At 59.7% G+C, this 23,238-nt stretch carries 23 protein-coding genes; 9 read left to right on the forward strand and 14 right to left on the reverse strand.

The window, feature by feature from the left end; all coding sequences use genetic code 11:
* Positions 1 to 14 precede the first annotated feature (14 nt).
* Together CQ017_RS06940 and CQ017_RS06945 are read right to left on the reverse strand one after the other, a co-directional pair.
* Positions 15 to 1,040, reverse strand: coding sequence for a LacI family DNA-binding transcriptional regulator (locus CQ017_RS06940; RefSeq protein WP_105553113.1), 1,026 nt, complete (start codon positions 1,038 to 1,040; stop codon positions 15 to 17).
* Positions 1,041 to 1,435: 395 nt separating this feature from the next.
* On the reverse strand, positions 1,436 to 2,464 hold the full coding sequence (locus tag CQ017_RS06945; RefSeq protein WP_146112448.1) for a LacI family DNA-binding transcriptional regulator: 1,029 nt from the start codon (positions 2,462 to 2,464) through the stop codon (positions 1,436 to 1,438).
* A gap of 121 nt (positions 2,465 to 2,585) precedes the next feature.
* Between CQ017_RS06945 and CQ017_RS06950 the strand changes: the two genes are divergently transcribed.
* The 4 genes from CQ017_RS06950 (at position 2,586) to CQ017_RS18555 (ending at position 6,559) form a co-directional block, all read left to right on the forward strand.
* Positions 2,586 to 4,058, forward strand: coding sequence for a glycoside hydrolase family 32 protein (locus CQ017_RS06950; RefSeq protein ID WP_181150511.1), 1,473 nt, complete (start codon positions 2,586 to 2,588; stop codon positions 4,056 to 4,058).
* The gene (locus CQ017_RS06955) at positions 4,055 to 4,960 is read left to right on the forward strand and encodes a carbohydrate kinase (RefSeq protein WP_105553116.1); all 906 of its coding nucleotides are present in this window, start codon (positions 4,055 to 4,057) and stop codon (positions 4,958 to 4,960) included. The genes CQ017_RS06950 and CQ017_RS06955 overlap by 4 nt, the downstream gene beginning before the upstream one ends.
* A 36-nt stretch (positions 4,961 to 4,996) precedes the next feature.
* On the forward strand, positions 4,997 to 6,292 hold the full coding sequence (locus tag CQ017_RS06960; protein ID WP_105553117.1) for an MFS transporter: 1,296 nt from the start codon (positions 4,997 to 4,999) through the stop codon (positions 6,290 to 6,292).
* Between the two features lie 99 nt (positions 6,293 to 6,391).
* Complete coding sequence (locus CQ017_RS18555) at positions 6,392 to 6,559, forward strand: fumarylacetoacetate hydrolase family protein (protein WP_374954990.1); 168 nt, start codon at positions 6,392 to 6,394, stop codon at positions 6,557 to 6,559.
* Between the two features lie 63 nt (positions 6,560 to 6,622).
* Here CQ017_RS18555 and tsaD read toward each other — a convergent pair whose 3' ends face one another.
* The 7 genes from tsaD to coaA all read right to left on the reverse strand — a co-directional run bounded on the left by tsaD (position 6,623) and on the right by coaA (position 12,206).
* Positions 6,623 to 7,705, reverse strand: coding sequence for a tRNA (adenosine(37)-N6)-threonylcarbamoyltransferase complex transferase subunit TsaD (gene tsaD / locus CQ017_RS06965; protein ID WP_105553118.1), 1,083 nt, complete (start codon positions 7,703 to 7,705; stop codon positions 6,623 to 6,625).
* Positions 7,702 to 8,175 (reverse strand): ribosomal protein S18-alanine N-acetyltransferase, encoded by a 474-nt coding sequence (rimI, locus tag CQ017_RS06970; RefSeq protein WP_105553119.1) that lies wholly within the window; start codon positions 8,173 to 8,175, stop codon positions 7,702 to 7,704. Before rimI ends, tsaD begins: the two co-directional genes overlap by 4 nt.
* Positions 8,172 to 8,849 carry a tRNA (adenosine(37)-N6)-threonylcarbamoyltransferase complex dimerization subunit type 1 TsaB gene (gene tsaB / locus CQ017_RS06975; RefSeq protein ID WP_105553120.1) on the reverse strand — a complete coding sequence of 226 codons (678 nt, stop codon included), beginning with the start codon at positions 8,847 to 8,849 and terminating at the stop codon, positions 8,172 to 8,174. The genes rimI and tsaB overlap by 4 nt, the downstream gene beginning before the upstream one ends.
* Positions 8,842 to 9,420, reverse strand: coding sequence for a tRNA (adenosine(37)-N6)-threonylcarbamoyltransferase complex ATPase subunit type 1 TsaE (tsaE, locus tag CQ017_RS06980; protein ID WP_105553121.1), 579 nt, complete (start codon positions 9,418 to 9,420; stop codon positions 8,842 to 8,844). Before tsaE ends, tsaB begins: the two co-directional genes overlap by 8 nt.
* Entirely contained in the window at positions 9,413 to 10,612 is a 1,200-nt protein-coding gene (gene alr / locus CQ017_RS06985) for an alanine racemase (RefSeq protein WP_105553349.1), read from the reverse strand. The genes tsaE and alr overlap by 8 nt, the downstream gene beginning before the upstream one ends.
* A 146-nt stretch (positions 10,613 to 10,758) precedes the next feature.
* The gene (mscL, locus tag CQ017_RS06990; protein WP_105553122.1) at positions 10,759 to 11,151 is read right to left on the reverse strand and encodes a large conductance mechanosensitive channel protein MscL; all 393 of its coding nucleotides are present in this window, start codon (positions 11,149 to 11,151) and stop codon (positions 10,759 to 10,761) included.
* Between the two features lie 95 nt (positions 11,152 to 11,246).
* On the reverse strand, positions 11,247 to 12,206 hold the full coding sequence (gene coaA / locus CQ017_RS06995) for a type I pantothenate kinase (RefSeq protein ID WP_105553350.1): 960 nt from the start codon (positions 12,204 to 12,206) through the stop codon (positions 11,247 to 11,249).
* Between the two features lie 167 nt (positions 12,207 to 12,373).
* Here coaA and glmS point away from each other — a divergent pair, with 167 nt between their 5' ends.
* The 3 genes from glmS (at position 12,374) to CQ017_RS07010 (ending at position 16,266) form a co-directional block, all read left to right on the forward strand.
* Positions 12,374 to 14,245, forward strand: a complete 1,872-nt coding sequence (gene glmS, locus CQ017_RS07000) for a glutamine--fructose-6-phosphate transaminase (isomerizing) (protein WP_096283615.1) — start codon at positions 12,374 to 12,376, stop codon at positions 14,243 to 14,245.
* Between the two features lie 84 nt (positions 14,246 to 14,329).
* The gene (locus CQ017_RS07005; RefSeq protein WP_096283617.1) at positions 14,330 to 14,680 is read left to right on the forward strand and encodes a holo-ACP synthase; all 351 of its coding nucleotides are present in this window, start codon (positions 14,330 to 14,332) and stop codon (positions 14,678 to 14,680) included.
* 59 nt (positions 14,681 to 14,739) lie between these two features.
* The gene (locus tag CQ017_RS07010; protein WP_105553123.1) at positions 14,740 to 16,266 is read left to right on the forward strand and encodes an NAD(P)H-hydrate dehydratase; all 1,527 of its coding nucleotides are present in this window, start codon (positions 14,740 to 14,742) and stop codon (positions 16,264 to 16,266) included.
* 76 nt (positions 16,267 to 16,342) lie between these two features.
* Here the strand turns inward: CQ017_RS07010 and CQ017_RS07015 are convergent, their stop codons facing one another.
* The 5 genes from CQ017_RS07015 to truA form a co-directional block, all read right to left on the reverse strand.
* On the reverse strand, positions 16,343 to 17,674 hold the full coding sequence (locus CQ017_RS07015; protein ID WP_105553124.1) for a UDP-glucose/GDP-mannose dehydrogenase family protein: 1,332 nt from the start codon (positions 17,672 to 17,674) through the stop codon (positions 16,343 to 16,345).
* A 126-nt stretch (positions 17,675 to 17,800) separates the two neighbouring features.
* Positions 17,801 to 19,147 carry a phosphoglucosamine mutase gene (glmM, locus tag CQ017_RS07020; RefSeq protein ID WP_096283776.1) on the reverse strand — a complete coding sequence of 449 codons (1,347 nt, stop codon included), beginning with the start codon at positions 19,145 to 19,147 and terminating at the stop codon, positions 17,801 to 17,803.
* Positions 19,148 to 19,309: 162 nt separating this feature from the next.
* Entirely contained in the window at positions 19,310 to 19,810 is a 501-nt protein-coding gene (gene rpsI, locus CQ017_RS07025) for a 30S ribosomal protein S9 (RefSeq protein WP_096283623.1), read from the reverse strand.
* A gap of 38 nt (positions 19,811 to 19,848) precedes the next feature.
* Positions 19,849 to 20,292 (reverse strand): 50S ribosomal protein L13, encoded by a 444-nt coding sequence (rplM, locus tag CQ017_RS07030; RefSeq protein ID WP_096283625.1) that lies wholly within the window; start codon positions 20,290 to 20,292, stop codon positions 19,849 to 19,851.
* 309 nt (positions 20,293 to 20,601) lie between these two features.
* Positions 20,602 to 21,471: a tRNA pseudouridine(38-40) synthase TruA gene (truA, locus tag CQ017_RS07035; RefSeq protein WP_374954991.1), complete on the reverse strand. Its 870-nt coding sequence runs from the start codon at positions 21,469 to 21,471 to the stop codon at positions 20,602 to 20,604.
* A gap of 432 nt (positions 21,472 to 21,903) precedes the next feature.
* Here truA and CQ017_RS07040 point away from each other — a divergent pair, with 432 nt between their 5' ends.
* Both CQ017_RS07040 and CQ017_RS07045 read left to right on the forward strand, forming a co-directional pair.
* Positions 21,904 to 22,512 carry a hypothetical protein gene (locus tag CQ017_RS07040; RefSeq protein WP_146112450.1) on the forward strand — a complete coding sequence of 203 codons (609 nt, stop codon included), beginning with the start codon at positions 21,904 to 21,906 and terminating at the stop codon, positions 22,510 to 22,512.
* Positions 22,509 to 23,141, forward strand: a complete 633-nt coding sequence (locus CQ017_RS07045) for an RES family NAD+ phosphorylase (RefSeq protein WP_181150512.1) — start codon at positions 22,509 to 22,511, stop codon at positions 23,139 to 23,141. The genes CQ017_RS07040 and CQ017_RS07045 overlap by 4 nt, the downstream gene beginning before the upstream one ends.
* Positions 23,142 to 23,238: the final 97 nt, after the last annotated feature.

The following is a 23,238-nucleotide window of genomic DNA, read 5'->3' on the forward strand; positions in this document are numbered from 1 at the left end:
AGCGGAGGGGAAGCTCATCTTTGGCCGTGCATGGCCACAGATGAACGAATGCGTGGAGGGCAGCCGATGGTAATTTGGCGATTCTCAATCGGTGAGCCCTCTACCATTTGATTCAGTAATGACACCCCTGCCATACCCATTTCTTCAAAGGGCAAGGCGATGGTTGTCAGTTTTGGTCGCATATGTGGTGCCAGAATCTCTTGATCATCAAAACCGACGATTGAGATGTCTTCCCCCACTCGCAAACCGAGTTCCTTGATTGCGTCATAGGCGCCCATGGCGATCCGGTCATTACCGCAGAAGATCGCGGTCGGCGGATCTGGTTGAGCCAGTAACTCTTGAGTGCCGTGATATCCGCTATCGGCGGTACCGTCACCGGCAACAATCTGTGACTCTTCCTGGCTAATTCCGTGATCCCGCAGAGCCTGCTTCATGCCGGTTTGGCGCCCGATCTGAGCAGGGATTCCTTGGGCAACAGTGATATGGCCAATGTTGGTGTGTCCGGCCCGTGCGAGGATTTCGGCTGCGGCGTAACCGCCTGCCACTTCGTCCGGGACGATTGATGGAAATTCTCCGGCGGCGTCGAAGCAGTTGACCAAAACGCAGGGAACCGATTTTGCATTCTCCGGCACGATGATTTCTCGGTGCCAGGTGGTTGCAATGATCAGCCCGCCTACTTGTTGTTCAAGGAGCTTCTCCACCGCGAGCATTTCCATGCCGGGGTCATCATCGCTGGGTGCGATGAGCAGAAAGTTTCCATCTTTCCATGCCGAGCGTTGCGCTCCCTTGATCACGTCGGTAGCAAAGGGTGATGTAGCAATCTCGGTCACCAGACCGAACCAGGCGCTGCGTTTGCTAGCCAGAGTTCTTGCGGCCGCATTGGGGCGGTAGCCCAGCATGCGCGCCGTCTGGTTGATTCTCTCTCTGGTGGTTTCGGGGATATTTGCTTCCATCCGGCCATTGAGCACAAATGAGACGGTTGTTCGGCTTACGCCGGCCGCCTTGGCGACATCGGCCATGGTCACGGATTGTTGCGTCATTTCCCCTCCTCCCCGTTGAGATCAATGCGAAACTGGCCGTATTGCAGATTTGCTAACACGATTCAGTAACGCGCGTTACTACGCTGAGAAATAAGGTAACGCACATCACTTGCGGGTGTCAAGCAGTCAATTCTTATTTGCGCGTAAATGCAGAACTCTGCGAAGATCGCGCGCTTTCGACAGAACCGGTATCTCCCGCAGCAAGATATTTGGGCGCACAGAACTACCCAGAAACTATTCTGGGTATCCAGGAATTTGATGATCAGACGCGGTGAAGAGACTAGTCAATTCGACTCTCGACAAAGAAGCTTCATAAGTCACACCGGGAGGCTGTGGTACTTCCCTACAGTTCGAGCCCTAAGAATATTTAGCTCCCAAGCTCGGTCAGCTTTGGTTCAGCGGACCTTCATTGAATCGCGCTCAATCAGCGGCATCTCCACCTGATGCTCAACAGGATCCAGCTTTCCATCAAGAAGTAGCTCAACGGCGAGCGCTCCCATTTCTTCATAAGGAAGTCTGATCGATGTCAGTTGCGGACGCAGATAGCTAGCGATAATCTCATCGTCAAAGGAAAGAACCGAAAGATCTTTACCGGGAACTAGCCCTTGTTCAGCCAATGCCTGGAAGACTCCCATGGCCACGCGGTCATTCGCGCAGATGACAGCATCAGGCTTGTGCCCATCGGTAAGCATTTGAGCGGTCGCCGCATATCCATCGGTGGGATTCCAGTCTTCGAGAACCCATTCGCCGAGTACTTCAAGTTTCGATTCTTGCAAGGCGTTGCGCAGCGAAGTGAAGCGGCGGGTAATACTCGGATAGCTCATCGGGTCATTCTCAGCATTTTGATGCGCCCCGATCAGCGCGACACTTCTAGCACCGGTTTCCAAAACTCTGTGCACCGCACGGGCACCGGAATCCAGCTCGTTCGGCAGCACTGCGGTGCAGGGGCTGTCATCAAGCCCATTGACCAATATGGTGGGCAGACCCGTGACTGGGATTTTCAAGTCATGTTTCCGTGAATCCATAAATCCCAGGATGAGACCATCAACGTCCCGATGAGCCATCTGCTTGATGGCATCAGCTAGCTGATCATGCTTCCCGAAAGTCTCTGCAATCAGCACCGTATGGCCGCGCTCCTCGGCCGCACGAAGAATGCCGGTGATCATGCCGGAAGCAAAACGTGTGACCGTGACCTGATCAGAAATCAGTCCCAGGGTTCGGGTCTTGCCACTGCGCAATGACTGAGCGGCAGCATTTGGACGGTAACCCAGTTCCTTGGCTGCCGCGCGAACTCTCTCGGTGGCCTCCGCAGAAAGCCTGGTCCCAGGCTTGTTGTTCAAGATCAAACTGACTGCGGCCTTTGACATCCCTGAAGCTTCTGCGACGTCAGCTATTGTTACCCGCTTGGCTTTTTGCGTATTCACGTGTCCTTCTTGCGACTGGGTACCTGCAATTATTCGAGCCTAGCCTATTGCAGCGACGCCCTGACGCTGTTACAGTCTTATGCTAAATCCATTTAGCAGATCTTGATTAAGGATGGCAACGTTGCCCGAACTACAACAAGTCGCGGTCATGCGACCAGAGCTTCACTTCTCCCCCAAGAAAAACTGGATCAATGATCCCAACGGTTTGTTCTTTGATGGCGAGCAATACCACCTGTACTTCCAGCACAACCCCAACGGAGTTGGCCACGGCTACATGTCCTGGGGACACGCGGTCAGCACCGATCTGGTGAACTGGACCGAACTTCCCATAGCCATCCTGCACGGGGATACCGCAGACATCTTCTCCGGCTCCATCGTTGTGGACCAGGAGAACACCAGCGGTCTCGGAGACGGAAGCACCGCGCCGATCATCGCGGTGTACACCGCGGCAGCCAAGGACGAAAGCAACCAGTCCCAAGCGCTGGCCTACTCGCTGGACGGTGGCGCAACCTTCACCAGGTACGCACAGAACCCAGTACTGGACCGTGGTTCCAAGAACTTCCGTGACCCCAAGGTCTTCCGCTACGAATCCGCCCAGGGCTCGTGCTGGGTCATGGTGGCAGTAGAAGCCATCGAACGCAGAGTGCTGATCTACCGTTCGGAAAACCTCATCGACTGGACCGAGGCATCTAGCTTCGGCCCACAAGCAGCCACCGCCGGCATCTGGGAATGCCCGGACCTCATCCAGCTGCCGGTCGCCGGCAACGATCAGCTCAAGTGGGTCCTGCTCGTTTCACTGAATCCCGGCGGCGTGGCAGGCGGCTCCGGCACGCAATACTTCGTGGGAGAATTCGACGGTTTCACGTTCACCCCCGACAAGCAGCAGGACGCACATGACTCACTGGCCTTCGAGCAGCTGAGCCAGGGCAGCTGGCTGGACTGGGGCCGCGACTTCTACGCCGGCGTCAGCTTCCACGGCCTACCGGTGGACCAGCAAACCATCATCGCCTGGATGAGCAACTGGGACTACGCCCGCGATCTGCCCCACGACGGCTGGCGCGGTTCCATGAGCGCAGCTCGCACCCTGGACTTGGTGCAGCTTTGCGACGGCGGTTTTGAGATTCGTCAACGCCTTAGCGGCCTGCCCGAGTCTGCTGTACCAACCAGCGCGGTGCTTACCGGCGAGACTCGCATCGAGCTCAACACCCCGGCACTTTTGGAACTGAGCCTCACTGGTGACTTCACCGGACAAGCACGGTTGCTCCTGCACCGCGCAGATCACAGCGTGATCAGCGAAGTGACCGTTGAGCCAACTCTGATCCAGCACCACCGCGGCGCAGGCAAGGTTGAGCATGAGCTCTACGCTTCCAGCCAGCGCATGCCGCTACCGGAGGATTCCACCGAACTAGTCATCCAGATTCTTCTGGATCATGGTTCCATTGAAATTCTGGGCGCGGATGGCCGCCGCTCACTGACCGATCAGCTCACCGGCGAAGCTGTGCCAGCCTATGGAGTGCTCCAGTACTCCAGCAGCACGCGCGCAGCTGTGGGTGTACTGCAATTGAGTGAAACGAGCTTGGAGCGCAGCGCATGAGCAGTATTACCGTCATGGGAGAATCGTTAGTAGACGTCGTCTCGGGATTGGCCCACCCCGGTGGTTCACCACTGAACGTTGCCGTCGGACTCGCGCGCCTAGGACATGTTGTGCAATTCCATACCGAATTTGGTCAAGATGCCCATGGGCAACAAATTGCCGAGCATCTGAAGCAAGCAGGTGTGAAGGTAGCTTCCGGCTCGGTCACCGAGCGGGCTACCTCGGTGGCTCAGGTTCACGTTGACGAGCAACTAAACGCCCATTACACCTTTGATATCCACCAGCAGATTCCACCGGTGGCAGCAGACGCCGTCACTGAACTCTTGCATACTGGCTCCATTGCCGCGTGGATTGAACCCTCGGGGCAGAGCATCGTTGATGCCTTCTCTCATGCCGCAACTAGTTCACTGCGCAGTTACGACCCAAATCTTCGTCCAGATCTGGTGGAAGACCGCGAAGCAGCAATCGAAAGAATCGAATTGCTGATGAGACTGAGTCATATCGTTAAGCTCAGCGATGTAGACGCTCAGTGGCTCTACCCTGATCTGGATCTGTGGGACGTATTGGCGCATGTTTCCAGCCTCGGGCCAGCTTTCGCGGTGATGACTCAAGGTGGTGACGGCTGCCTAGCTGTTGCCCACGGAAATCGATATGACATTTCGGCCTTGCCGACAGACCTCAAAGACACCATCGGCGCCGGTGACGCCTTCATGTCCGGACTGCTTTACGGTTTCCTCTCGCTACCTGAACTAGCTCTAGCGCTACGCACCGGAACCGCCTCCGAACCTGCTGATATCAGGCAAGCGCTGCACCACGCGTTAACTTCGGCAGCATTAACCGTGGCACAGGCCGGTGCGAATCCGCCGTGGGTCAATGATTTCTCCCGCGCATTAGCTCACTAAGAACTTTCCAACGATGACAAAGAAACCAGGGCAAAGATGACTGGACTAAGCACAACTCTTAGAAACCCTACGTACCTTCACAGTTCCTTCTCGATGCTGCTGTTCTTCGCATCATGGGGAATTTGGTGGTCATTCTTCCAAATTTGGCTCACCAGCGAATCCAACGGTTTGGGGCTCAGCGGCGCACAGGTCGGTACCGTCTATTCGGTGAACTCGCTCGTGACGCTGTTCTTGATGTTCGGCTATGGTGCTCTGCAAGACCGGCTGGGTCTGAGAAAGCATCTTGCGGTAGTGATTGCCGCGGTGACCGCGCTCACCGGACCGTTCTGCATGTGGGTCTACCAGCCGCTGTTGCAGTCCCATTTCATGATGGGTGTTATTGCCGGCGCAGTCGTATTCTCTGTTGGATTCCTTGCAGGCGTAGGCCTCTTTGAAGCGCTTACCGAACGTTACAGCCGCCGCTTTAACTTCGAATACGGACAAGCGCGCATGTGGGGATCATTCGGTTACGCCGTCGTGGCACTGGCTGCAGGCTTCCTGTTTACCATCAACCCAATGCTGAATTTCTGGATCGGCTCGGTACTCGGAGTGATTCACCTGCTGTTGTTGTTGCTTTGGCGCTTCGAAGCCAAACCAGCAGCTCCTCTCCCAAGCAGCGGAAAACTGTCTCCAGCATCTACTCCGGGCTTTCGTGAAATGCTGGGTCTTTTCCGCTTACCAAGCCTGTGGCTCATCATCGTATTCGTGATGCTGTCCTGGACGTTCTACACGGTCTTTGATCAGCAAATGTTCCCCGACTTCTACACGGGACTCTTTGAAGACCAGGAAACCGGTCAGCAAGTGTATGGCATCCTCAACTCGGTGCAGGTCTTCGTTGAAGCCGCCATGCTGGGACTCGTGCCTCTGCTAATGCGCCGCGTGGGCGTGCGTTCAGCACTGCTCTTGGGTGTCGCCATCATGTTCGTTCGTATCTTGGGCTGCGCGCTCGTTGATGATCCGCTGCTCGTCTCCGCAATTAAGATGCTGCACGCCATCGAAACGCCGTTGTTCATTCTTCCGGTGTTCCGTTACTTCACCCTGCACTTCAACCCGGCGTTGTCTGCGACTTTGTACATGGTTGGGTTCCAGGTATCTTCGCAAATTGGAAACGTCTTGCTCTCCACACCGTTGGGCATGCTCCACGATCAAGTGGGCTACCGCCAGACCTTCATCACCATCTCGTTGGTAGTGCTGCTTGCTGGAGTATATGGATTCTTTGCGCTGAGAAAGGACGATCAGCAAGTCATGGGTGACCCATTCATTCGTCACTCAAAAACTGCTGTTGACGCCTAACTGAGCATTCGTTCAAGCGGGGCGGGTTGCCTTTGAGACTCACAGCATCCCGCTCCGTTAACGCGTAGTCAACCGCTTGCCAGAATCTCGCTCATGTTGATGCATCATCATCGTTCATTCATGACGCTGAGCCCGGGTACCGTCGTTTTGACCGGCCTGTCTGCTAGATGCCGCCAGATCACCCCGGGCGATGAGGTCTTCTGCGGTGTTGAGGGAATTGGCGGACTCCGCAACCGGGTTATCGCAGGCTCCTACTCATCTACATGATCAACGCAGTAAGCGTCCGCACCCCGAAGGGTACGGACGCTTACTGCATCTCCAGCCAGATGCTTAGCCGCGTGGCTCCAGCACAATGTTAGTGACCGGTTGCGACGAATCTGTAGCAAAATCCAGGCCCGAAGGCTCGGCGCCAGCGGCCACCAGCTGGGCGCCGAGGGCTGCGACCATGCCACCGTTATCCGTGCACAGCGAGAACGGCGGAACCACCAGCGTGATGCCAGCCGAAGCGCAACGCGCAGCCAGCAGCTCCCGAAGACGGGTATTCGCCGCAACTCCCCCACCCAACAGCAAGGTATTCAATCCATGCTCCTGCATAGCTCGCACAGCCTTGGAGGTAATCACGTCCACCACAGCTTCCTGGAAAGATGCGGCAATATCTGCCACGGGGACTACTTCCCCGTTGGCTTCGAAGTGCTCCACGCAGCGAGCCACCGCGGTCTTCAGCCCAGAGAAGGAGAAGTTGTTCCGGTGCTTGCCCGGTTTTTCGGCGGAGCCCACGAACTTCGGCAGCGACAGCCCTCTCGGGAAACGGAACGCCTTTTTGTCTCCGTCTTTGGCTGCTTTGTCTATGGCCGGCCCACCTGGATATCCGAGCCCCAACAGACGAGCCGTCTTGTCATAGGCTTCGCCAGCCGCATCATCGATGGTCGCACCAAGCAGCTGCACGTCGTTGGTCAACGAGGTGACTTTCAGGATTTCGGTGTGGCCTCCAGAAACCAACAGCGCGCCGAAGGTCGGTGGAAGTACAGTACCCTCAAGCACCCCGACACCCACGTGTGCAACCAGGTGGTTGATGCCGTACAGCGGTTTGTCGGTGGCCAGTGCAAGGGCCTTCGCCGCGGCCACGCCCACCATCAGCGCACCGGCCAGCCCGGGACCGCTGGTGACAGCGATGGCGTCGATTTCCTCCAAGGTCACGTCAGCTTCGGCGAGCGCCTGTTCCAAGGTAGGCACAAACGCTTCGAGGTGCGCGCGGGCGGCGATCTCCGGGATGACTCCCCCGAAGCGCACATGTTCATCCATGGAGCTGGATACGGTGTTGGCCAGCAACTGGGTACCACGCACGATCCCGATTCCTGTTTCATCACAAGAGGATTCGATCCCCAGTACTAAGGGGTGCTGCGGGGTGCTCATTCGGTGGCCTCCGTGGTGTCTAGCGCGTGCAGTGGAAGGCACATGATCAGCGCATCGATGCCGCCCTTGTAGTATCGCGGGCGGCGATGGATGGTCTCAAATCCCATGGACTCATAGAGTCCAATGGCTGAGGGGTTGTCAAAGCGCACCTCGAGCATCAGATCCAAGGCGCGGTTGGCCCGTGCGGTGTTGATCAGTTCTCTCAGCAGTGCCCGGCCTAGTCCTTGGCCTTGGTACTCGGGAATGATCGCGATGGTTTGCACGTCGGCGATTGGCAGCACGGTGCATAAGCCGGCGTAGCCGATGATCTTACCGGCGTCCTCATAGACCCAGTATTTTCGGGTCTCCAGCTGAGCCAGCTCGGCTTCGAATCCGGCCAGTGGCCAAGCGTCCTCGGGGAACAGCTGGGTTTCCAGCGTGTGGACTGCGGGAATGTCCTCGGATGTCATCTCGCGAAGGTTGATGCTCATGCTTTGGCCTTCTTCATGAACGCCGGTACCTGGGCATCTGATTCACGCAGGTACTGCGGAGCGGTATCCGACAGGTCGAGTCCAGATGCCAGGTCATCCATGCCACGATGGGCCAGATGCCGTGCATCGACTACCCAGTCAAAGGAACGTTCCCGTGGCTGACTACCAACGGATTCCAGCTGTTCCTTATACAAGCCAGCGCCCACGCCATAAACCGGTAGCACAGGCAGCTCAGTAGCAGCGGATACATGCGGACCGTCCAGCAGTTTACCCTCTGCGTCATAGCGCGCCCAGTACAGTTCCTTACGACGGGCATCCGAGGCCACCACGAATTCTTTCGGGTTCTCACCGGAACGAAGCACGCGTTCGGCGAGCGCATGCAGCGACATGACTCCATGGACCGGAACGTTCCAGACAAAGCCGAACGTGCGTGCAGCCACCAGACCGACGCGCAGTCCGGTAAAGGGGCCAGGGCCCACGCCAACGAAGATGCCAGCCAAGTTCTTGCCCTCTTCATTGTTCTCCTCCAGCAGGTCCCGGACGTAGCTGGCCAGAGTTTCGGTCTGGTCGTTGCCTTTCGGCGAGGTTCTCTGAGCGATTACTGAACCAGTGGTGTAATCGACCAGCGCCACCGAGGCATGCGCCGAGGTGTCTATGGACAGATAGTTAGGCATGTGTTTCTCCCGAGTGCTGCAGCCCGATGGCGTGCAGCAAAGCGTTTTTCAGTTCGGTGAAATTCTCGTCGGCCCAGCGCGGGCCTATGGCCTTGAGCGTGAATAGGCGAGGCTCGTCGAGCTCTTCGTCTGATTCTTCCCACGGATTGCTCGCCGGAACGGCCCAGACCTCACGGTCCAGCTGGATTTCCAGCCGTGAATCGCTCAGGTGCTCAATTTTGCCTAAACCCCATTCCACCACGGTGACCGAATCGGCCAGGGTGGATTCCAGATCCAGGGTGTCCACGTCGCTGTCCCCGTTGAGCCGGTAGGCGTCCACATGAATCAGCCCCGGCCCATTCCCCAATGACGGGTGCTGGCGGGCAAGCACGAAGGTGGGCGAGATGATTCCCTCGCGGACGTTCAGTCCCAGCCCGAGCGATTGGGTCAAGGTGGTCTTGCCGGCCCCAAGGGAACCGGTGAGGATCACCAAGTCCCCTGCGGACAAGTGACCGCCCAGTGCTTCACCGAGTGCTTCGGTAGCGGTCAGGTCTTCGAGTTGGCAGCTGAATTCCAAAACTTCTTCAGTCACCGGCTTGGCCCCAGGTTCCCTCAACGTAGTAGCGCGGTACGCGCGGTGAGATGCGGGTGACCATCTCGTAGTTGATGGTGTTGGCCGCGTGCGCCCAAGTGGTCGCGGACTCTCCCCCTTCGCCGAAGATAATCGCTTCGGCACCGAGGAATTCCGCGGGATCAATATCCAGCCCCAGATCGATGACGCATTGGTCCATGGCGATCGTGCCACGCACCGGATAGGTCTTGCCGTGGATGGTGACCGGAGCACCGGTAGCCACGCGTGGCAGTCCATCGGCGTATCCCATTGGGATCAGCGCCAGGTAGGTTTCTTTCGCGGTGAGGTAGCGCAGCCCATAGGAGACGCCCTGCCCGGTGTTGACCTTCTTCACGTTGGCGACCTTGGTGACCAGCTTCATTGCCGGACGCAAACCATAGGTAGCAGGTGTTTCGCCTTCGAACGGGCTCAACCCGTAGAGGCCCAGACCCAGACGCACCATTTCATGGTGGGAGTCCGGGCGGGAGAGAATCGCCGGGGTATTGGCGACGTGGCGCATCTCCAGATTGAAGCCGGCGGCCTCCACCATTTCGATGGCCTGATCGAAGACCTCAAGCTGCAGATCCGTTTCGGGGCGCTCGGGTTCATCGGCTACCGCAAGGTGGGAGAACACGCCCACAACGCGCAGCAGGCCTTCGGACTGGAACTTCGCGGCACGTTCCAGCAAGGAAGGCAGATCTGCCATGGTGGAACCGTTGCGTCCCAGCCCCGTGTCCACCTTCAGGTGAATGCGGGCCGGGGTCTGCACCGCCTGCGCGGCGGCCGCGATCAGCTCCAGATCCCAGCCGGAGACTCCGAGGTCGATTCCCGCGGAGATGGCCTTTTCGAAGGGTGTGTCATTGGTATGCAGCCAGGCCAGCATGGGCGCCTCGATGCCCGCCTCGCGCAGGGCCAGGGCCTCGGCCACATGCGCGCAGCCAATCCAGCGTGCTCCGGCCTCCAGTGCCGCAGTGGCAACCGGCAAAGCTCCGTGCCCGTATCCGTCGGCCTTGACCACGGCCATGACCTTAGCCGGGGCCACCAGATCGGCGACTTGCTTGACGTTGCTGCGGATCGCGGACAGGTCGATGACTGCACGGCGTTCCCAACCAATGTAAGGAGCGGTGTCGCCTGCTTCCGGCGCGTTGATTTCCTCAAGAGATTCAGAGTTCACCAAACTATCTTCCCACTTTTCCGCAACCGATGCCGCGCTGGTACCCGTAGCCTCCGGACCACCGCCCGTTGGCAGGTTAAAGGTAAAGGGCCGCTGCGCTCAAAACATGTTTGAGAATAGCGGCCCTTGCGCGTTTGTGTGGGTTGTTAGCGGAGAGTTTTCAGTTCGTCGCGGATCTGCTCCAGCAAGGCCAGCTGCGGGTCGATAGGATCTTCTTCATCGACAATGCCGCGGCGGCGGGCCATTGCTTCGTTGGCCTTCGTCATTGGCAGCACCAGTGCGAAGTAGACAGCTGCTGCGATCAACAGGAAGTTGACCAGCGCGGTCAGGAAGACACCGAACTTGATGTCAACTCCGTTGATGGTCAGTAGCAGGAAGCCATCGAATGATGGCGAACCGACCAAAGCGGCGATCAATGGCATCAGCACATTGTCGACCAAGGCGGTAATTACGGCACCAAATGCGGCACCGATCACAACGGCAACCGCCAGATCGACGACGTTGCCCTTCATTATAAAATCGCGGAATCCCTTAAGCATGATTTGAGCATACACAGCAAAAACACAGCGACAGCGGACATTTTGCGCGAAAACTTAAATTTTGTAAGAAATTCGGTTCCCGTTAGGAAGAATGTCTAGATTTTGCGAAGCAGCATCCGGTGCACCGAATGATCCGCGCTCTTGCGCAGCACCAACTGCGCGCGGCCACGGGTGGGCAGCACGTTTTCCTTCAAATTCGGTTCGTTGATGCGCTTCCAGATGCCGTGCGCCGTCTCGCGCGCCTCGTCGTCAGTCAACTGCGCATAGCGGTGGAAATAGCTCGCCGGGTCGGCGAAAGCGCCCGAGCGCAGGTTCATGAAACGGCGGATGTACCACTCTTCAATGTCCTTGGTCCGCGCGTCGACATAGACGGAGAAGTCGAAGAAGTCGCTGAGCGCCAGGCCCACGGTTCCATCCGAACGGGTCCGCGCCGGCTGCAAGACGTTGAGCCCCTCGACGATCAGCACCTGCGGCGAGCGAATCACATTGCGCTCTTCGGGAATGATGTCGTAGGTCAGGTGCGAGTACACCGGGGCGCCGACTTCCGGCACGCCGGACTTCACCGCCGAGACAAAGCGCAGCAGCGCGCGGCGGTCATAGGATTCGGGGAACCCCTTGCGGTCCATGATGCCGCGGCGTTCGAGCTCGGCGTTGGGGTAGAGGAACCCGTCGGTGGTAATCAGCTGCACGTCCGGGGTTTCCGGCCAGCGGCGCAGCATGTCGCGAAGCACGCGGGCGGTGGTGGACTTGCCCACCGCCACCGAACCGGCGACGCCGATGACAAAGGGTGTTCGGTTCGTTTGCTCGCCGAGGAATGTCGTTGTTGCCCGGTGCGTCGCCCCTGCGCCTTGGACATAGAGGTACAGCAAACGGCTCAATGGCAGGTATACGTCGCGAATCTCATCGAGGTCCAATGCGTCGCCTAAACCGCGTAGCCGTTCAATATCCTCTTCGTTGAGGGGTTGTTCCATCTTGTTAGAGAGGCGGGCCCAGGTCTCGCGCTCTAGCTCGACGAAAGGGGTAATCGGTGTCTCTAACGTTCCTTGTGGTTCCACGGAGACAAATTCTGCCAAGGATTACCCCAACATCCCAAACTTTGCCATCGCTTTCTTTGCAAATGACCCATAATTCGCGTTCTCCGGTGACCTATGACACGCGACTTTTTGAGTGATGCGCCACGATATCTCCCATCATTGGGGAATCAACCGGTACGCTTTTTCCTATGTGCGGAATTGTTGGATATGCGGGAGCGTCGAGCTCAGTCACCGATCACGGTGCACTTGACGTTCTAATTGAAGGTTTACGTCGGTTGGAGTACCGCGGTTATGACTCGGCCGGTGTTGCCGTGGTCGCCGATGGTGCCATTCACTCACGCAAGAAGGCTGGCAAACTTGTCAACCTGGAAAATGTTATCGCCGAGGAACCGTTGCCTGGGTCTCACACCGGTATCGGCCACACTCGGTGGGCCACCCACGGCGGGCCAAGCGACGGCAACGCCCACCCTCACCTGGCCGATGGCGGCAAGCTTGCAATGATCCACAACGGAATCATTGAGAACTTCGCGGGCATCAAGGCAAAGCTGGTAGCCGAAGGGGTCGAGCTCCTCTCGGACACCGATACCGAGGTTGCAGCCGCCCTGCTGGGCAAGCTCTACAGCACCGAAGCCAATGGCGATCTCACCCTGGCCATGCAGCTGGCCGTGAAGCACCTCGAAGGTGCTTTCACCCTGCTGGCAGTTCACCAAGACCACCCGGGCGTCGTCGTGGCAGCCCGCCGCAACTCCCCGCTCGTGCTGGGCCTGGGCGATGGCGAAAACTTCCTCGGTTCCGATGTCTCTGGCTTCATCGACTTCACCCGTCGTGCGGTGGAACTGGGCCAGGACCAGATCGTGACCATCACCCCGAATACCCATAGCATCACCGACTTCGACGGCAACCCTGCCGAAGGCAAGGAATTCCACGTTGACTGGGATGCAGCCAGCGCCGAAAAGGGCGGCTTCCCTTCCTTCATGGAGAAGGAAATCTTCGACCAGCCAGCCGCCGTGGCCGACACCCTCTTGGGCCGCTCGGACGCCGATGGCCGCCTGACCCTCGATGAGCTGCGCATCGATCCGGAAGAACTTTCCAAGATCTCCAAGATCGTTGTGCTCGCCTGCGGCACCAGCGCTTACGCCGGTTCCGTAGCCAAGTACGCCATCGAATCGTGGTGCCGCATTCCGGTCGAGGTGGAGCTCTCCCACGAGTTCCGCTACCGCGAGCCGATCGTTGACGAGAAGACCTTGATCGTTTCGATCTCGCAGTCCGGGGAAACCATGGACACCCTGATGGCCGTGCGCTACGCCAAGGAGCAGGGCGCAAAGACCATGTCGATCTGCAACACCAACGGGTCGACCATCCCCCGCGAATCCGACGCGGTGCTCTACACCCACGCCGGTCCGGAGATCGCGGTGGCTTCCACCAAGGCCTTCCTGGCGCAGATCACCGCCACCTACCTGCTGGGCCTGTACCTGGCTCAGCTGCGCGGCAACCTCTTCCAGGGCCAGATCAAGGACATCTTGGCCGACCTGGGCAAGATCCCGGCGAAGATCCAGGACATCCTGGATCGCGCCGACGAGATCAAGGAACTTGCCCGCTCGATGGAAGACGCTTCCTCGGTGCTGTTCCTGGGCCGCCACGTCGGTTACCCGGTGGCCATGGAAGGCGCGCTGAAGCTCAAGGAGATCGCCTACATCCACGCCGAGGGCTTCGCCGCCGGCGAGCTGAAGCACGGACCGATCGCCCTGATCGACGACGGCCAGCCGGTCTTCGTGGTGGTTCCTTCCCCGCGCGGCCGCGATTCGCTGCACTCGAAGGTTGTCTCGAACATCCAGGAGGTCCGCGCCCGTGGCGCCAAGACCCTGGTCATCGCCGAAGACGGCGATCACGATGTGAAGGACTACTCCGAGTGGGTCTTCTACGTCCCGGAGACTCCAACGCTGCTGATGCCGCTGCTGGCCACCGTGCCGTTGCAGCTCTTCGCTTGCGAACTTGCCTCGGCCAAGGGCTTCGATGTGGATCAGCCTCGCAACCTGGCCAAGTCGGTAACCGTGGAGTAATCTACGCTTTTCCATAGTTGCGGGCATCCCTTCGGGGGTGCCCGCAATTTTTTGTCTTCCTAGGCTCTGGATAGACTGGAGATCATGATTGCAGGAATCGGTGTCGACATTGTCGACGTGCCACGCTTTGGCCGACAGCTCGAACGCACCCCACGCCTGCGTGAACGACTCTTCACTGCCGTGGAACGCGATTTGCCGCTTCGCTCCCTGGCCGTGCGATTCGCCGCCAAGGAGGCCATCGCCAAGGCTCTGGGCGCCCCGGTAGGGATGAATTGGCAGGATTGCACCATCGCCAAGGACGAGGCCGGAGATCCGCAGGTGCTCATTCGCGGCACGGTTGCCGCAGCCAGTGAACTGCGCGGCATTACTTCCTGGCATCTGACCATGTCGCATGACGGCGATATGGCCGTGGCCATGGTTGTCGCCGAGCGATAAAACGACACGTTAGCAGTTAAAACGGGCGTATCACCGCTTGGGTGAGTAAAGTTTGTCTTATGATCCCTGTCTACAGTGTTGCGCAAGTCCGTGCGGTCGAGGCCCAAGAGATCTCCACACGTGGAAGTGAAGCGCTGATGCGCGCCGCCGCCGGTGAACTCGCCGCCGCGGCCGAGAGCATGCTGGCCCAAGCGCCAACGGCCACCGACAACCTGGTGGTCGCTCTGATCGGCCCGGGCAACAACGGCGGTGATGGGCTCTACGCCTTGGCCGAACTGGCACAGCGCGGCTACCAGACCCTCGCCCTGCAATGCACCGACACCTGCCACACCGAAGCCTTGAAGGCCTATACCGCTGCTTCCGGCACCGTGAAGCCGGTGGCAGCAGGCCAGTCCGAGCTGGCTGCGGCGGCCTTGGTCATCGATGCGATCTATGGAATTGGCTACCGCCCCGGGGCACAGCTGCCCCAGCTGCCCGCCGGCGCACGCGTGCTGGCCTGCGATGTTCCCTCCGGGCTGGACTGCGAAACCGGCGTTGCCGATGACCGGGTGCTGCTTGCCGAGCGCACCATCACCTTCGGGGCGCTGAAGACCGGACTGATCTCCCGCGATGCCCCCTTGGTGACCGGTGAGATTCAGGTCGCCAGCCTGGACTTTGATTTTTCCGCGCTCAGCCCGGAAACCGATTTGGTCGATGAGCTCTCGGCCCGTGCGCTGCTCGATGAGCACCGCAGCTGGCGGGACGCCGGACGCCACAAGTACGAACGTGGAGTCCTCGGCCTCATTGCCGGCTCCGCGCTCTACCCCGGTGCCGCGCTGCTGACCGCCCGGGCCGCGGTTGCCTGCGGCGCGGGGCTGCTGCGCACCCATGTACCCGGAGAGGTGCAGCCACTGCTGTCCATCGCCGCGCCGGAAACCGTTCCGCTGGATGACCAGCAGATCTCTGAGGCATTGTCTTTGGCTCGGCGCCACCTCCACGGGCGCGGGGCGAAGATTTCGGCCTGGGCCATTGGCCCGGGAATCGACAGCCGCACTCCCCCCACTGGGGTTATCGCCAACGTCTTCGAAAGCCGCCAGCCGGCGGTCATCGACGCCAGCGGGCTGGATGTGGTTCCCGCCGGGCCCAGCGAGCAGCCACGTGTGCTGACCCCGCATGCCAAGGAGCTTCGCATGCTGCTGCGCCGCGCCGGGGTGAGCGTCACCACCGAGGAAGTCGCCCAGGACCCGATCCGCTGGACCCGTTGGGTGGCCCTTGCCTACAACGCGGTGGTGCTGCTGAAGGGGCCGACCAGCTATGTGGTCGCCCCGGACGGTGCCAACCTCGTGGTCTGCCATGCGGCGGCCCAGCTGGCGACCGCAGGCTCTGGAGACGTGCTCACGGGCATTCTCGGCTACCTGCTCTCCGACAGCTCGCTGACGGGCATCCAGGGCCTGGAAACCGTCAGCAATGGCCGCCTGATGGAGCTCACCGCCTGCGCGGCTGTCATCCATGGCCATCTGGGCCGGGTGAGCGCCGCAGAGGGTACCGTGAGCGCCTCGCGCTTGATCGAAAACCTGCCGGCGGTTATGAAGGAATTCGGTTTCTAGGCAAAGCCTCTTAAATCAGAAAAATGTGGTCTCTGCGCGATACGCAGAGACCACATTTTCTTTTCAGGGATTACTTTTAGTCGAGCTCGAACTTCTCGCCGGGCCCGGTGATAACCCAGCCCTGCTCGCGCCACTTCGGGCGGTCCAGCACATTGCGCCCATCGATCAGCGCCCGGGTGCCGACAACCTCGCCGAGCTCTTGGGGGTCCAGCGCCCGGAATTCGTTCCATTCGGTCAGCAGCAGTACCAGGTCCGCGGCCTTCGCCGCCTCGCGCCAGGAATCCACATAGTTCAGCCGCGGGAAACGTCCGGCCGCGTTCTTATTGCCCTCCGGGTCATAGACCGAAACCTCGGCCCCGGAGTTGTACAGCCGCACCGCGATATCCAGCGCCGGCGAGTCGCGCACGTCGTCGCTGTCGGGCTTGAAGGTCACCCCGAGCACGCAGATCCGCTTGCCCGCCAGCTGCTCCCCCAGGATCGAGGAGGCCAGCGAAACCACGCGGTCGCGGCGGCGCAGGTTGATCTGGTCCACCTCGGCGAGGAAGCCCATGGTCTGGCTCAGGCCCAGCTCGCTGACCCGGGCCTGGAGGGCGCGGATGTCCTTGGGCAGGCAGCCGCCGCCGAATCCGACGCCGGCGTTGAGGAATTTGCGTCCAATGCGCGCATCGTGGCCGATCGCGTCGGCCAGCGTCTTGATGTCCCCGCCGACGTTCTCGGTGACCTCGGCGAAGGCGTTGATGAAGGAGATCTTGGTGGCCAGGAACGCGTTGGCGGCCACCTTGACCAGCTCCGAGGTTTCCAGGTCGGTGACGACCTCGGGGGTGCCGGCGGCGAGGATCGGCGCGTAGACCTCGCGCAGCTTGCCCAGCGCACTCTCGTCAGCCAGGCCGTAGACCAAGCGGTCCGGTGTCAGTGTGTCCTTCACGGCGAAGCCCTCACGCAGGAACTCCGGGTTCCAGGCCAGGGTGATCTTGCTGTCCGGGCTCGCGGTGGCTTCGATGCGTTCGGCCAGCCGGCGTGCGGTGCCCACGGGCACCGTGGATTTGCCCACGATCAGCGCCTCGCCGGTGATGTGTTCCACCAGGGAGTCCACGGCCGCATCGACGTAGCTCATATCCGCGGATTGGGAGTCCGCGCGCTGCGGGGTGCCGACGGTGACGAAGTGGATGTCGGCCAGCTCGGCGACCTGCGCGTAGGAGTCGGTGAACCGCAGGCGCCCGCTGGAAACATGCTTGCGCAGCAGCTCGGGCAGGCCCGGCTCGTGGAAGGGTAGGATCCCGGCAGCCAGTGCCTGGAGCTTCTCCGGATTAACATCCAGGCCGATGACCTCATAGCCCAGTTCTGCCATGCACGCTGCATGGGTTGCACCAAGATAGCCGGTGCCGATGACGCTGATACGCAAAGTCACGAAGTACTACTCCCCAGATATCTAACCCAATAACTACTAGTTAGCATGCCACACCCCCGCACCATGATCCCTGCGGGAACGCGGTACGGGGGTGTGAGTTTTCTTGATGTTTACTGGGTGGTTGCCTTAAAGCGCCAGGTGCGTTGCCACGGCGCCGGCCAGCAGCTCCGCTTCGAGCTGGGCCTGGTCCTGGGTGGCGGCCTCGACCATCACGCGAACCACTGGCTCGGTGCCCGAGGGGCGCAAGAGCACCCGTCCGGTGGAACCCAGGCGGGCCTCGGTCCCGGCGATCTCATTGAGCAGCGGTTCGCACTCGGCAACCCCTGCCTTGTCCACGCCGCGCACGTTGATCAGCACCTGCGGCAGCACGGTGAGCACGGAGGCAAGCTCCTTGAGGGTCTTGCCGGTGGCCTTCACGCGGGCTGCCAGCAGCAGGCCGGTCAGCACCCCGTCACCGGTGGTGGCGTACTTGCTGAAGATGACGTGGCCGGACTGCTCGCCGCCCAGCGAGTAGTTGCCTTCGCGCATGCCTTCGAGCACATAGCGGTCTCCGACGCCGGTCTGCTTGAGCGTGATGCCGGCTTCTTCCATGGCGATCTTCAAACCGAGATTGCTCATCACGGTGGCCACCAGGGTGTCATCCACCAGTTCGCCGCGGGCTTTGAGGTCAATGGCCATCACGGCCATGATCTGATCCCCGTCAACGACGGTGCCCTCGTGGTCCACCGCGAGGCAGCGGTCCGCGTCGCCGTCGTGGGCGATGCCCAGGTCCGCACCGTGCTCGAGCACGGCGGCCTGGAGCTTTTCCAGGTGGGTGGAGCCGTAGCCGTCATTGATGTTGATGCCATCTGGCTCGGCGCCGATGACAATGACCTCTGCGCCGGCATTCTTGAATACCTCTGGCGAGCAGCCCGAAGCCGCGCCGTGGGCGCAGTCCAAGACCACCTTGACGCCTTCGAGGCGGTTTGGCATAGCCGCCAGCAGGTGCATGATGTAGCGGTCCTCGGCGTCGGAGAAACGCGAGATCCTTCCTACGGCGCCACCGGTGGGGCGCGGGTTCGGCATGTCCAGGCAGGCTTCGATCGCGTCTTCCAACGCGTCGTCCAGCTTCTTGCCTCCCCGGGCCAGGAACTTGATGCCGTTATCCGGCGCGGCATTATGCGAGGCGGAGATCATCACGCCGAAGTCGGCGTTGAGATCACCGACCAGGAATGCGGCGGCCGGAGTCGGCAACGTGCCCGCATCCTTAACGTCAACACCGGAAGCGGCCAGACCAGCCTCGATCGCGGCGGAGAGGAAGTCGCCGCTGATACGCGGATCCTTCGCCACCACGGCAACCGGCTTGCGTCCGTCTTCCGACTGACTTAAACCAAGAACCACCGAAGCTGCTTGCGCTAGATCCAGCGCCAGCTCGGGGGTTAACAACTCGTTTGCTTTTCCTCGGACCCCATCGGTCCCAAATAACCTTGCCATCATCGTCAATCATAAGCCCTGCGCATCGATTTACCCGTGCACATGTGAGCTTTGGAACGCTATGTGAGAAAACTTTAATGGCCAAGAGGTCACAAACGGGCGTTTAAAGGCCAAAGGCCCGCATCCGAAGATGCGGGCCTTTGGGAAACCTGTGGGTAAGGTTTAGCGCTTCGAGAACTGCGAAGCCTTGCGGGCCTTCTTGAGACCAGCCTTCTTGCGCTCGATGACGCGTGCGTCACGAGTCAAGTAGCCGGCCTTCTTCAGCGCCGCGCGGTTTGCATCGCGATCGATCTCGTTCAGCGAGCGGGCAATGCCAAGACGCAATGCGCCGGCCTGGCCGGAGATGCCGCCACCGTGGATACGGGCGATAACATCGTATGCGCCTTCTAGACCCAGAACCTTGAATGGCTCGTTAACATCCTGCTGGTGCAGCTTGTTAGGGAAGAAGTTTTCCAGGGTGCGGCCGTTGACGACCCAGTTGCCCGAGCCTGGGATCAGGCGAACGCGGGCAATAGCCTGCTTGCGGCGGCCTACTGCGCCACCTGGAACGGTTAGTGGAGCGCGCTCGGTGTCGGCTACGACGGTCGATGCAGCGGTCTCGGTGGTGTAAGTCGAAGGGGTTTCGCCTTCGAATTCGGTGGTCTCTTCAGCGTTCTCAGCCACGATAATCTCCTATTAAGTCTTTGTTCTCGGGGCCAGTACTACTGAGCGACCTGGCTGATTTCCAGTACCTTTGGAGCCTGAGCAGCGTGTGGGTGCTCGGCGTCGCGGTATACCTTCAGCTTGGACAGCTGAGCGTCGGAAAGCTTGTTCTTTGGCAGCATGCCCTTGATGGCCTTCTCGACGGCCAGAACTGGGTTCTTCTCAAGGAGCTCGGCGTAGTTAACGCTCTTCAGACCGCCCGGGAAGCCCGAGTGACGGTAGGCGCGCTTGTCCTTCAGCTTCTTACCGGTCAGGGCGACCTTCTCGGCGTTGATGATGATGACATGGTCGCCCATGTCCATGTGAGCTGCGAAGGTTGGCTTATGCTTGCCGCGCAGCAGGGTTGCGGCCTGGACGGCGAGACGGCCGAGTACTACGTCGGTGGCGTCAATGACAAACCACTGACGAGTCTGGTCAGCCGGCTTAGGGGTGTACGTACGCACAGTAATTGCCTTACGTTGATTCGTTTCTGGTCAAACAGTCGCAGGTGTCGAGGCGTGAGATCCTCCAGTGACGAGCACTGTCGTGTTGTTCTTGTGCTTAGACCAGTACGTCAGGTGAGGACTGATGATGACCGGCCGTCCATATATTGTTCGCACACCCAGCAGACCAGCGACTATGCAACTAAGCCGTCACGCTTGGGCGTGTAGTGTCGAACGTGGACATACACAACTCATAAAAGTTTAGCCGATTAACACTCAGACGACCAAAACAAAGGTGCCTCTAGGTGAGCAATGACACCCGAAGGGTCATTAATCGAGGTCTTTTAATGAATCTTTTAATGAATCCTTCTGCGAAACGTCGCGTCTTGCCCTGGTGAGTGCCGCTCGCTCGGCGAGCTCGTGGTCATCAGGATAGTAGACCTCTTCGAGCACCAACGCGTGCGGATGAGCCAGAATCGACTTCGAATCGCGCACCATCAGCGCCAGGCGTTCGGCCAGGAAACCGGGCTCTTCCCTGCCGCTGGCCACACGCAGCGCCGCCCCGATCAGCGAACGCACCATATTGTGGCAAAACGCGTCGGCCTTCAAATGCACCATGATGTTCCCATCCTCGGCACGGCTGAATTCGAACTCCTGCAGCGTGCGGATGGTGGTGGCCCGCGGGCGCGGCTTGCAGTAGGAGAGGAAGTCGTGGCGTCCGAGGACCGACCGGGCCTCGGCGTTCAACAGGTCGATGTTGATGTCTTCGCGGTACCACATGGTCAGCTGCCGGCTCAGTGGATCCCAGCGGTGGATGCCGTCGGCAATGCGGTAGGAGTAGCGACGGGCCAAGGCGGAGAAGCGTGCGTCGAAACCCTCGGCGGCCTTGGCCACTTCATGGACCCACACGGCCTTATCCTGGCGGCCCAAGAGGCCATTGATGCGGCGCAGAAGCGCCGGGCCCGGTAACAGATCCGAATTGCGCGGCAGCGCCAGGTATTCTTCCTCGGTCAGATCGAAGTGGACTACCTGCCGGCGCGCGTGCACCCCGGCGTCGGTGCGTCCGGCGACGACCACCCGGACCAGGCGGCGGATCAGGGTTTCCAGTGCCTCTTCGACCAGCTGCTGCACACCGACGACATTGGGCTGCCGCGCCCAGCCGTTGTAGGCTGCGCCGTCGTATCCAAGCACCATGCGCATGCGGATCAGCGCCGGGGACGAACTAGTACCCAGAGCGGTGGTACCGAATGGATCAATGATCTCTGACTGCGAATTCATGCTTTCAATTATCCCTTGGAACAAGAGTGAATCGCGAACCGAAGCCCCAACCGCGGCTGGACATGCGCTTTCTGCCGCATCTTGACCTGCCGGCAGCACTGCGATTCGCGCGCTCTGCAGTCCTCCGGCCAAGTGCCGCAGGGAGCGAATGAACCTGTTCGGCAGGCAGGGCATGCCAAGACGCCCCCGCATATCGATTCCGTTCACTGCGGAACATTGCTGCCGCACGCTTGTGGTCGTAATTCACGGCTTAATCGCGGCAGCCGTCATCAGTCCACGATGCTCGCGTTCCGTCGTCCACATGGCAGGGTTTACCTATTTATCCACTGTTGGACACGGCGTATCATCATGACTATGAGCGGCGCGATGAACTACATCCGGAAGGATCTGGAGTCGACGGTACAGATCTTCTTGGACAAACACGGTGGCAGCATGGCACCCCGTGATTTCTTGCGCGTAGTTTCGGATGTGTCAGATAGCATCAGCGAACCATTGACCGAGGGCGAACGTAATTTCCTGTTGGAGAACACAGACCTGTCAGAGGCCGATTTAAGCCCTGAAGGACGGCTGAAGTCCGATTTGATCGTCCTCGACGCCCAAGCAAAATCACTGGATCTGGTGGAGAAATCCGCCTACACCACCGCTGAAGTTGCGCAGATCGTTGGTCGGGACGAGGCGAATGTGCGCCGCGCGAAAGCTAAGGGTGACTATTTCGCGCTAGCTCGAAGTGAGGGGAAACAATCCCTGTTCCCGAAATGGCAGTTCACCAGCGAGGGCGTGGTCCCCGGACTGCGGGAACTGATTCCCGCTTTCCCGCGTTTCTATCACCCGCTGGCGATCGAAACCGTAATGACCCAATCCAATGAGGACTATCTCGGAGGGCGCTCCCCTGCGGATTGGCTTATTACCGGTGGTGCACTTGAAGCCGTACTGGAATTGGTTTCTCATTTGGAATTCGAGTGACTGCCAAGGCACCGAAGAATCCTCGCAAGCCACCTGTGCCGCTCACCCTGCTCCCCCATGATTTGAGGATTTGGCAAGGACCTCTGTGGAGAATACACACAAGTTCCGGAGCCTTTGGCGCGCCATGGAACAACCTGCGCGAGTACGGTCCAATCAAGGCTTTCAGATGGGAGCCTCATCCTCTCCCGGTAAATGTTCATCCCGGGCTTGGAGTCTCCTACACAACTCCTAGTTACGTCACCGCCTTTGCCGAGGTCTTTCAGACAGTTCGCGCGATTTCCTTCGACAAGAGCCGAACACTCTCCGCGTGGTCGCCGATACGCCCACTTCAGCTCCTTGATTTGACTACATCTACATGGCTGCTGAGACATCGGGCCTCGGCTTCCTTGAATGGACAGCCCAAGAATGTTTGCCGAGCATGGGCTAAGGAGATCAACCTGCAGCTTGGCGCTGACATTGACGGCATCTACGTGAATTCAACGATGGTTGGTACGCCCATGGTGGTTCTCTTTTCGCGCGCGCGTACCGCTTTCCCGATGGCACCCGCTTTTTCCCGGAACCTGACCCACATTGATGTGTTGACCATGGCGCGCAAAGCCTCGGCACAACTGGGGTGGCCTATCGTCTGAATGAACGCCGCGGACAGGCACCACGTCCGGACCGAATGATTTGCCGGGCTTCGTTGCGTTAAATAGTTATCCCCGGACATTCCTTGCGGATTGTCCG

Origin of the sequence: Arthrobacter sp. MYb224 (genome assembly GCF_002975455.1) — a bacterium.
In the GTDB taxonomy this organism is placed as follows: domain Bacteria; phylum Actinomycetota; class Actinomycetes; order Actinomycetales; family Micrococcaceae; genus Glutamicibacter.

Coding starts and splice junctions, on each gene's coding strand:
- glmS (WP_096283615.1), top strand. CDS start 12,374: ATGTGCGGAATTGTTGGATATGCGGGAGCGTCGAGCTCAGTCACCGAT.
- CQ017_RS07005 (WP_096283617.1), top strand. CDS start 14,330: ATGATTGCAGGAATCGGTGTCGACATTGTCGACGTGCCACGCTTTGGC.
- mscL (WP_105553122.1), bottom strand. CDS start 11,151: ATGCTTAAGGGATTCCGCGATTTTATAATGAAGGGCAACGTCGTCGAT.
- CQ017_RS18555 (WP_374954990.1), top strand. CDS start 6,392: ATGCATCATCATCGTTCATTCATGACGCTGAGCCCGGGTACCGTCGTT.
- tsaB (WP_105553120.1), bottom strand. CDS start 8,849: ATGCCTAACTATCTGTCCATAGACACCTCGGCGCATGCCTCGGTGGCG.
- glmM (WP_096283776.1), bottom strand. CDS start 19,147: ATGGCAAGGTTATTTGGGACCGATGGGGTCCGAGGAAAAGCAAACGAG.
- CQ017_RS06960 (WP_105553117.1), top strand. CDS start 4,997: ATGACTGGACTAAGCACAACTCTTAGAAACCCTACGTACCTTCACAGT.
- rimI (WP_105553119.1), bottom strand. CDS start 8,175: ATGAGCATCAACCTTCGCGAGATGACATCCGAGGACATTCCCGCAGTC.
- tsaD (WP_105553118.1), bottom strand. CDS start 7,705: ATGAGCACCCCGCAGCACCCCTTAGTACTGGGGATCGAATCCTCTTGT.
- CQ017_RS07040 (WP_146112450.1), top strand. CDS start 21,904: ATGAGCGGCGCGATGAACTACATCCGGAAGGATCTGGAGTCGACGGTA.
- CQ017_RS07010 (WP_105553123.1), top strand. CDS start 14,740: ATGATCCCTGTCTACAGTGTTGCGCAAGTCCGTGCGGTCGAGGCCCAA.
- truA (WP_374954991.1), bottom strand. CDS start 21,471: ATGCGCATGGTGCTTGGATACGACGGCGCAGCCTACAACGGCTGGGCG.
- CQ017_RS06940 (WP_105553113.1), bottom strand. CDS start 1,040: ATGACGCAACAATCCGTGACCATGGCCGATGTCGCCAAGGCGGCCGGC.
- CQ017_RS06955 (WP_105553116.1), top strand. CDS start 4,055: ATGAGCAGTATTACCGTCATGGGAGAATCGTTAGTAGACGTCGTCTCG.